Genomic DNA, 7,140 nt, shown 5'->3' with positions numbered 1-7,140 from the left:
ATTTTCACCGGCCATCAGCTCTCTGGAACGTAAGGATATTCTACTTGTCTCAATCTTTACCTTTTCATATGAAGCTATATCATTTTTAACATAAATAAAATCCTGTGTCAACGCCGCCTTTTAATCCTCCATTGTTGACAGATCTCCAGCCGGCAGATTAAGCTCCCATGCCTTCAGCACGCGCCTCATGATCTTTCCGCTTCGGGTTTTCGGAAGCTTATCTTTAAATTCGATCTCACGCGGAGCCGCATGGGCTGCAAGACCCTGCTTTACAAATAGGCGGATCTCTTCTTTCAGTTTATCAGACGGCTCAAATCCTTCCCTGAGTGCAATAAAGGCTTTAATGATTTCTCCACGCACCGGGTCAGGCTTTCCGATTACGCCTGCTTCTGCAATAGCCGGATGTTCGACAAGCTTGCTTTCCACTTCAAATGGGCCGACGCGCTCACCGGAGGTCATGATGACGTCATCAACTCTGCCTTGGAACCAAAAGTATCCCTCTTCATCCATGTAAGCAGAATCCCCAGACACATACCAGCCGCCCGGCATGAAATACGATTCATACTTTTCAGGGTTATTCCAAATGGTATGCATCATGGAAGGCCAGCCCTTTTTGATGGCGAGATTGCCCATTCGGTACGGCGGAAGCTCGTTGCCTTGATTGTCAACGATCGCTGCCTCCACTCCTGGAATCGGCTTACCCATTGAACCCGGTTTAATATCCATGCAAGGATAGTTGCAGATAAGCTGACTGCCCGTTTCTGTCATCCACCATGTATCATGAATTCGTTTGTTAAAAACTTTATGTCCCCATCTGATGACTTCCGGATTTAGCGGCTCACCGACACTGAGCACATGCCGTAGTGAAGTTAGATCATATTTCGCAGCCATTTCATCTCCCGCTCCCATCAGCATCCGAAAAGCGGTCGGCGCGCTGTACCAGACATTGACGCCAAGCTGTTCAATCGTACCATACCAGCTTTCCGGGCTGAAACGTCCGCCGACGATGACATTTGTCGCTCCGTTCAGCCACGGTGCAAAAATGCCGTATACCGTACCTGTCACCCAGCCTGGATCAGCCGTGCACCAATAAATGTCTTCTTCCTTTAAATCAAGGACCCACTTTCCTGTTTGATATTGCTGAATCATCGCTTCATGGACATGCAGCACGCCCTTTGGCGTACCAGTGGAACCTGATGTATAGTGAAGCAGAAAGCCGTCTTTTTTATCCATCCATTCGATATCCAGTCTTGTGCTTTCCTGTTTCGCTGCTTCATCATAATTGATGATATTCGTGCCGCTCTCAGCCTCTCCCCCGACTACGAAGACATGCTGCAAGTTAGGCAGTTTGTCTACCGGTATTCTCTCCAGCAGCTCAGGTGTTGTGACAACAACCTTTGCCTCACTGTTTTCAAGCCGGTCTTTCACCGCTCCCTCCATAAATGCTTCGAACAGCGGTCCGGCGATGGCGCCAATTTTGATTGCGCCAAGCATAATAAAATAAAGCTCGGGTGATCTCGGCATAAAAATAAAAACGCGGTCCCCTTTTTCCACATTTCCATACCGTCTCAGCACATTCCCGGCTCTGTTTGATTCTTCCTTCATTTCTTTAAATGTGTATTTTTCATCCCGTTTTGCGTCTTTATAATAAAGCGCTACTTTGTTTTTTCGAAACGATTCGGCATGGCGGTCAATCGCTTCATACGCCGCATTCAGTTTCCCTGTCTCATGCCAAGAGAAATGTTTCTCCGCCTCGGCCCAATCAAAATGCCGGTACGTTTCTTCATAGTTTTTTAAGTTATGATCCCCCTCTATTGCTGGTAACGCTTTCAAATTCATGCCCAAACATCCCCCTTTGCTGAAGTTGTCACAATTATTATAGTATATATTCATATTCTTCTCAATTTTTAAAATATAAACCATGTTGAAAACGCTTTATAATTTGGTATTCTTAAAGAAGGCATGTATTTTTGATAAGAATTGATGGGACGGTGAATTAGTGGAACATCATAAAACATACCATTCAGCAAACATCAAAACAGCAACCGGCTCTTTACTGATAGAAGGGCCTGTCTCTCCAGAGGATTTGGCAGGTTATGAGTTTCATAAAGATTTAACCGCATTTCGCCCGCCTCGCGAGCAGCATGAAGCGCTAGTCGACATTGCAGGCCTTCCCGAAGGGCGCATTATTATTGCCAGAGACGGCCGAACCATTGTCGGCTATGTCACGTATTTATATCCTGACCCGCTCGAAAGATGGTCTGAAGGAAATATGGAGGATTTGATTGAGCTCGGAGCCATCGAAGTAGCGCCGGACTATCGGGGATGCGCTGTCGGAAAGACGCTCCTGACCGTCAGCATGATGGATGAACAAATGGAAAACTACATTGTGATGACGACAGAATATTACTGGCATTGGGATTTAAAAGGGATGAAAAAAGATGTGTGGGAATACAGAAAGATCATGGAAAAGATGATGAATGCAGGCGGATTGGTCTGGTTTGCAACGGATGAGCCGGAGATCAGCTCCCACCCTGCAAACTGTCTGATGGCCCGCATTGGAAAAAACGTCAGCCAAGAATCAATTGAGCAATTTGACAGGCTCCGTTTTTATCATCGTTATATGTATTAACTGACACTGACAAAGGGGAAAAAATAATGATTGTTGAGCAAATCATGAAAAGAGATGTCATTACATTAACGAAGACGGATACGCTTGAAACAGCAATATGCAAACTGAAGGAATTCCATATCAGGCATCTGCCTGTTGTAGATGAAGAACGACACGTGATCGGCATGATTACAGACAGGGACATGAAACAGGCCAGCCCGAGTATTTTTGAAGAAAACAAACGAAGCCTATTTCTCACACGAAGCGTAGATTCAATTATGAAAAAGGATGTTGTCTGCGCCCATCCGTTAGATTTTGTCGAAGAAATATCAGCCGTGTTCTACGAGCATGGCATCGGCTGCCTTCCAGTGGTACACCATCAAAAATTAATAGGCATTTTAACAAAAACCGATTTGCTGCGGACGTTTGTCAAATTGACAGGCGCTGACCAGCCGGGCTCGCAAATTGAGATAAAAGTAAACGACATCACCAAAAGCCTCGCTGAGATCAGCAGTCTTTGCCAAGACCTTCAAGTGAAAATATTAAGCGTGCTTGTTTATCCGCATGACGATCCCGGTGTAAAAGTGCTTGTCTTCCGTGTAAAAACGATGAATCCGCTGCCGTTTTTGCAGGCATTACAAAGAAATGGACACCACGTCGTATGGCCGTCAGAGCAAAGGGATCTGCTATGAGAGACAGTGTATTTATCTATTCTCCATCCTACCAAACCTATATGTTTCATCAGGAGCATCCCTTTAATCAGCAGCGGGTTCTGTTAACATATGATTTGCTTAAGACGATCAATGCCTTTGATGATGGAGACATTGTCACCCCCAGACTCGCTTCAGAAGAGGAGCTTTCCCTTGTCCACACGGACGATTACATTCAGGCCGTAAAGCTTGCGGGCGCCGGAAAGCTTCCCGCTGAAGAAGGAGAAAGCTACGGGCTCGGCACTGAAGACACACCCGTCTTTGCCGGCATGCACGAAGCGGCATCACTCTTGGTCGGCGGCACTTTAACGGCCGCAGACTGGGTCATGTCAGGACAAGCCCTGCATGCGGCAAACCTTGGTGGAGGGCTTCATCACGGCTTTCGGGGGAGAGCATCAGGATTCTGCATATACAACGACAGCGCTGTGGCGATTCAATATATCCAGAAAAAATATAGCGCCAGAGTGCTTTATATTGATACGGACGCCCACCACGGGGACGGTGTGCAATTTACATTTTACGATAATCCTGACGTATGCACGCTGTCCATTCATGAAACAGGAAGGTATTTATTTCCTGGAACCGGTCAGATCCAAGAAAAAGGCAGCGGAAAAGGATATGGCTATTCCTTTAATATTCCGCTTGACGCTTTTACAGAGGATGATTCTTTTCTTGAGGCTTACCGGACAGCAGCTTCAGAAGTCGCCGCGTATTTCGAGCCTGATGTCATTATCAGCCAAAACGGCGCCGATGCCCATTACTACGACCCGCTGACGCATTTATCAGCAACAATCAATATATACGAAGAAATCCCCCGTCTTGCACACACTTTGGCTCATCAATATTGCGGAGGGAAATGGATTGCAGTCGGAGGCGGCGGATATGATATTTGGCGTGTCGTTCCCCGCGCCTGGGCCAGAATATGGCTTGAAATGAAGGGAATTGACCCGGGATACGAGATACCGCCGGAATGGATTGCTAAATGGCAAAAACAATGCCCCGTGGCCCTTCCGTCGAGCTGGAGCGATCCGGCTGATTTATATCCTCCGATTCCCCGCAAGCCTGAAATCACAGAAAAAAATGCCCAAACTGTCAGCAAAGCATTATATGCGATACGCTCTGAACAGCAAAGAACAAAGTAAAAAACGACCTTTACGAAGAGGTCGTTTTTGATTTTTTGATCACTATTTCCACACGCCGATTTTCCTTCATGTGTTCATTTGTCTTGTTATCCTTCACCGGCTTTGTATCCGCATAACCGACAGCAATAAAGCGCTTGGAGGGAAGCTTCTCTTTAGACGTGAAGTATTGAATCACTCCACTTGCCCGTGCTGCTGATAGCTCCCAGTTCGACGGGTATCGGTATGTCGAAATGTTTCGGCTGTCTGTATGCCCCTCCACCTGAATGTAATTTGGAATTGTTTGAAGAAGAACGGCAATTTGGTGAAGAAGTGTTTCGGCATTTTTCAGCACCTTTGCCTCACCTGTATCAAACAGCACAGCCTCCTGAAGAACGAGCACGACACCGCGTTCATCCCGTTTGGCTGTCATTTGGGCCTTCAAATGATTGTCTTTTATATATGTATTTACTTTCTTGAGAAGCTGATCCTGCTGATCCTCTTGCTTCTTCGTATCAGACGGGGATGTATTCTTTTTTTCTATGGATGTTTGGTCCGGCTGAAGCCCGTTGCCTTCCTTCTGGATCGAGTCCACTGCTGCTTTGAATTTTTGCAGATCGATTTGGGACATCGAAAAGAGTAAAATAAAGAACACAAGGATCAAGGTGATCAGATCTGTAAAGGTTACCATCCAGCTGGATGAAGATTGACTGTTTTTTCCGCTTCCATTCCTTCTTTCAAAACGTTCTCTTCTAAGCTTCATGTACAGATCCCTTTTTTGTTTTTACTTGTTTTGGCTGCTTCTGCCATTCTTCCCGTGAGCTGAAAACGACCAGCTGGCTTTCAAGGTTGCGCGGGTTTTTTCCGGATTGAACACCGATAATCCCTTCCACCATTACCTGCTTGATAAAAATTTCACTTTCTGTTTTCTCTTCAAGCTTAGCCGCAATCGGGTTGAAGACCATATTTGCCAGTAATGAACCATATAAAGTCGTCAGAAGCGCAATGGCCATGTTTGGTCCGAGCATATGCGGGTCATTTAAGTTTTTGAGCATCAGCACAAGCCCAACGAGTGTTCCGATCATTCCCCATGCCGGAGCGAATTCTCCCGCTTTTTCAAAAACTCGCCGCCCTTTTCGGTGCCGTTCCTCCATTGCTGCGATTTCTGAATCCATGACGAGCCGAATCGTTTCTTCATCCCAGCCGTCAATCGCTAAAAGCAGCCCTTTTTTCAAGAATGGATCTTTGATTTCCCGAGCCTGATCGTCCAATGATAAAAGCCCGTGTTTTCGCGCGTGATCGGAAAGGGAAACAAAGGTTTTCACCAGATCTTTCACATTGTCTTCCTGGCGGATGAATGCCTGCTTTAACACAGAGGGCACTTTTTTCAGCTCTCTTGGCGGAAAACTGATAAAAACAGCGGCGCAAAGTCCCCCTGTTACGATGAAGAAAGAGGTTAGATCAAGAAAAGAGCGGAAACCGCTTACTCCCGATCCCGAAATAATCCCGATAACAATAATAATCGTTCCTAACACAAATCCAACAGGTGTAAGATAATCAAAACGTTTCATCATTTCTCCCCATGAAAAAAGCAAGAATTCACCATAAAGGTGAAGCTTGCTCTTTGTTTTTCTTATGACTTGGTTGACTTTCTAAGCTCTATACGGTGCGGCAGTTCGACGATATGCTCTTCAACCGGCTCTTTATTCATGAGCTTCGTCAGCAGTCTCATCGCAACCGCGCCGATATCATATGTCGGCTGAACAACTGTTGAAAGCTGAGGACGAACCATGAGGCTTAATCTTGTATTATCAAAACCGATAATGTCGAGATCCTCCGGAATGGATAAGCCCTGATCCTGAGCGGCATGGATAATGCCGAGTGCCATTTCATCAGTTGCAGAAAGAATGGCTGTCGGTTTTTTATCCAGGCTCATCAGATGCTGCAGTGCTTCGAGTCCGGAATCATATGTGTAATCCCCTTCAGCTACAAATTGTTCATTAAACGGAAGGTTCGCTTCTTCAAGCGCACGTTTGTAGCCTTGGAGTTTTTTCGAACGGTTGATCGGTTCTGCCATTGGTCCGGAAACGAACGCGATGTCTGTATGTCCTTTATCAACCAAAAGCTTCACGGCATCATAAATCGCCTGTTCGTAATCGATAGCGACTGACGGTGTTTCCTCCTGCTCTTCTACAGAAGCGGCAAGTACAATCGGCACTGGAGAACGCTTAAATTCCGCCACATGCTCGTCCGTAATGTTTCCGCCCATAAACACGATGCCGTCCACTTGTTTGCCGAGCATTGTGTTTAACAAGTGCAGCTCTTTCTCCATGTTTTGGTCAGAGTTGCTCAAAATAATATTGTATTTATACATTGTCGCGATATCTTCAATTCCGCGCGCAAGCTCTGAATAGAAAATGCTTGAGATATCGGGAATGATGACACCTACAGTTGTTGTTTTTTTACTTGCCAGCCCTCTTGCCACCGCGTTTGGACGGTAACCGAGACGTTCAATGGCTTCCAAGACTTTTTTTCTCGTTGTCGGTTTTACATTCGGGTTGCCGTTCACGACACGGGAAACGGTTGCCATGCTTACATTAGCTTCTCTCGCTACATCGTAGATCGTAATATTGCTCATCCTAAAACCACTCCTTTTACTGGATACACTTATCCTTATCTATAGCATAAACACTTTATGTAG

At 45.8% G+C, this 7,140-nt stretch carries 7 protein-coding genes; 3 read left to right on the top strand and 4 right to left on the bottom strand.

The window, feature by feature from the left end; genetic code table 11:
• Nucleotides 1–120 precede the first annotated feature (120 nt).
• On the bottom strand, nt 121–1,839 hold the full coding sequence (acsA, locus tag RAC86_RS32560) for an acetate--CoA ligase (protein ID WP_377886490.1): 1,719 nt from the start codon (nt 1,837–1,839) through the stop codon (nt 121–123).
• A gap of 160 nt (nt 1,840–1,999) precedes the next feature.
• On the opposite strand from acsA, the gene acuA reads away from it, so the two are divergent.
• The 3 genes from acuA to RAC86_RS32545 are packed head-to-tail and all read left to right on the top strand — an operon-like array spanning nt 2,000 to nt 4,463.
• Nucleotides 2,000–2,632: an acetoin utilization protein acetyltransferase AcuA gene (gene acuA / locus RAC86_RS32555; protein ID WP_003229296.1), complete on the top strand. Its 633-nt coding sequence runs from the start codon at nt 2,000–2,002 to the stop codon at nt 2,630–2,632.
• A gap of 26 nt (nt 2,633–2,658) precedes the next feature.
• Nucleotides 2,659–3,303 carry an acetoin utilization AcuB family protein gene (locus tag RAC86_RS32550; RefSeq protein ID WP_003229294.1) on the top strand — a complete coding sequence of 215 codons (645 nt, stop codon included), beginning with the start codon at nt 2,659–2,661 and terminating at the stop codon, nt 3,301–3,303.
• Complete coding sequence (locus tag RAC86_RS32545) at nt 3,300–4,463, top strand: acetoin utilization protein AcuC (RefSeq protein WP_017695490.1); 1,164 nt, start codon at nt 3,300–3,302, stop codon at nt 4,461–4,463. The genes RAC86_RS32550 and RAC86_RS32545 overlap by 4 nt, the downstream gene beginning before the upstream one ends.
• Nucleotides 4,464–4,473: 10 nt before the next feature.
• On the opposite strand, the gene motS is transcribed toward RAC86_RS32545, so the two are convergent.
• From motS to ccpA, 3 genes are all read right to left on the bottom strand, one after another.
• Nucleotides 4,474–5,202: a flagellar motor protein MotS gene (motS, locus tag RAC86_RS32540; protein ID WP_377886489.1), complete on the bottom strand. Its 729-nt coding sequence runs from the start codon at nt 5,200–5,202 to the stop codon at nt 4,474–4,476.
• On the bottom strand, nt 5,192–6,010 hold the full coding sequence (gene motP, locus RAC86_RS32535; protein ID WP_015251446.1) for a flagellar motor protein MotP: 819 nt from the start codon (nt 6,008–6,010) through the stop codon (nt 5,192–5,194). Before motP ends, motS begins: the two co-directional genes overlap by 11 nt.
• Before the next feature lie 62 nt (nt 6,011–6,072).
• Nucleotides 6,073–7,077: a catabolite control protein A gene (ccpA, locus tag RAC86_RS32530; protein ID WP_003229285.1), complete on the bottom strand. Its 1,005-nt coding sequence runs from the start codon at nt 7,075–7,077 to the stop codon at nt 6,073–6,075.
• Nucleotides 7,078–7,140: the final 63 nt, after the last annotated feature.

It is taken from the genome of Bacillus sp. LR_5 (assembly GCF_042709275.1).
This window is presented reverse-complemented; position numbering and strand designations above follow the sequence as displayed.

Excerpts from the sequence above, each read along its gene's own strand:
- acsA (WP_377886490.1), bottom strand. The coding sequence starts at position 1,839 with ATGAATTTGAAAGCGTTACCAGCAATAGAGGGGGATCATAACTTAAAA.
- motS (WP_377886489.1), bottom strand. The coding sequence starts at position 5,202 with ATGAAGCTTAGAAGAGAACGTTTTGAAAGAAGGAATGGAAGCGGAAAA.
- ccpA (WP_003229285.1), bottom strand. The coding sequence starts at position 7,077 with ATGAGCAATATTACGATCTACGATGTAGCGAGAGAAGCTAATGTAAGC.
- motP (WP_015251446.1), bottom strand. The coding sequence starts at position 6,010 with ATGAAACGTTTTGATTATCTTACACCTGTTGGATTTGTGTTAGGAACG.
- RAC86_RS32550 (WP_003229294.1), top strand. The coding sequence starts at position 2,659 with ATGATTGTTGAGCAAATCATGAAAAGAGATGTCATTACATTAACGAAG.
- RAC86_RS32545 (WP_017695490.1), top strand. The coding sequence starts at position 3,300 with ATGAGAGACAGTGTATTTATCTATTCTCCATCCTACCAAACCTATATG.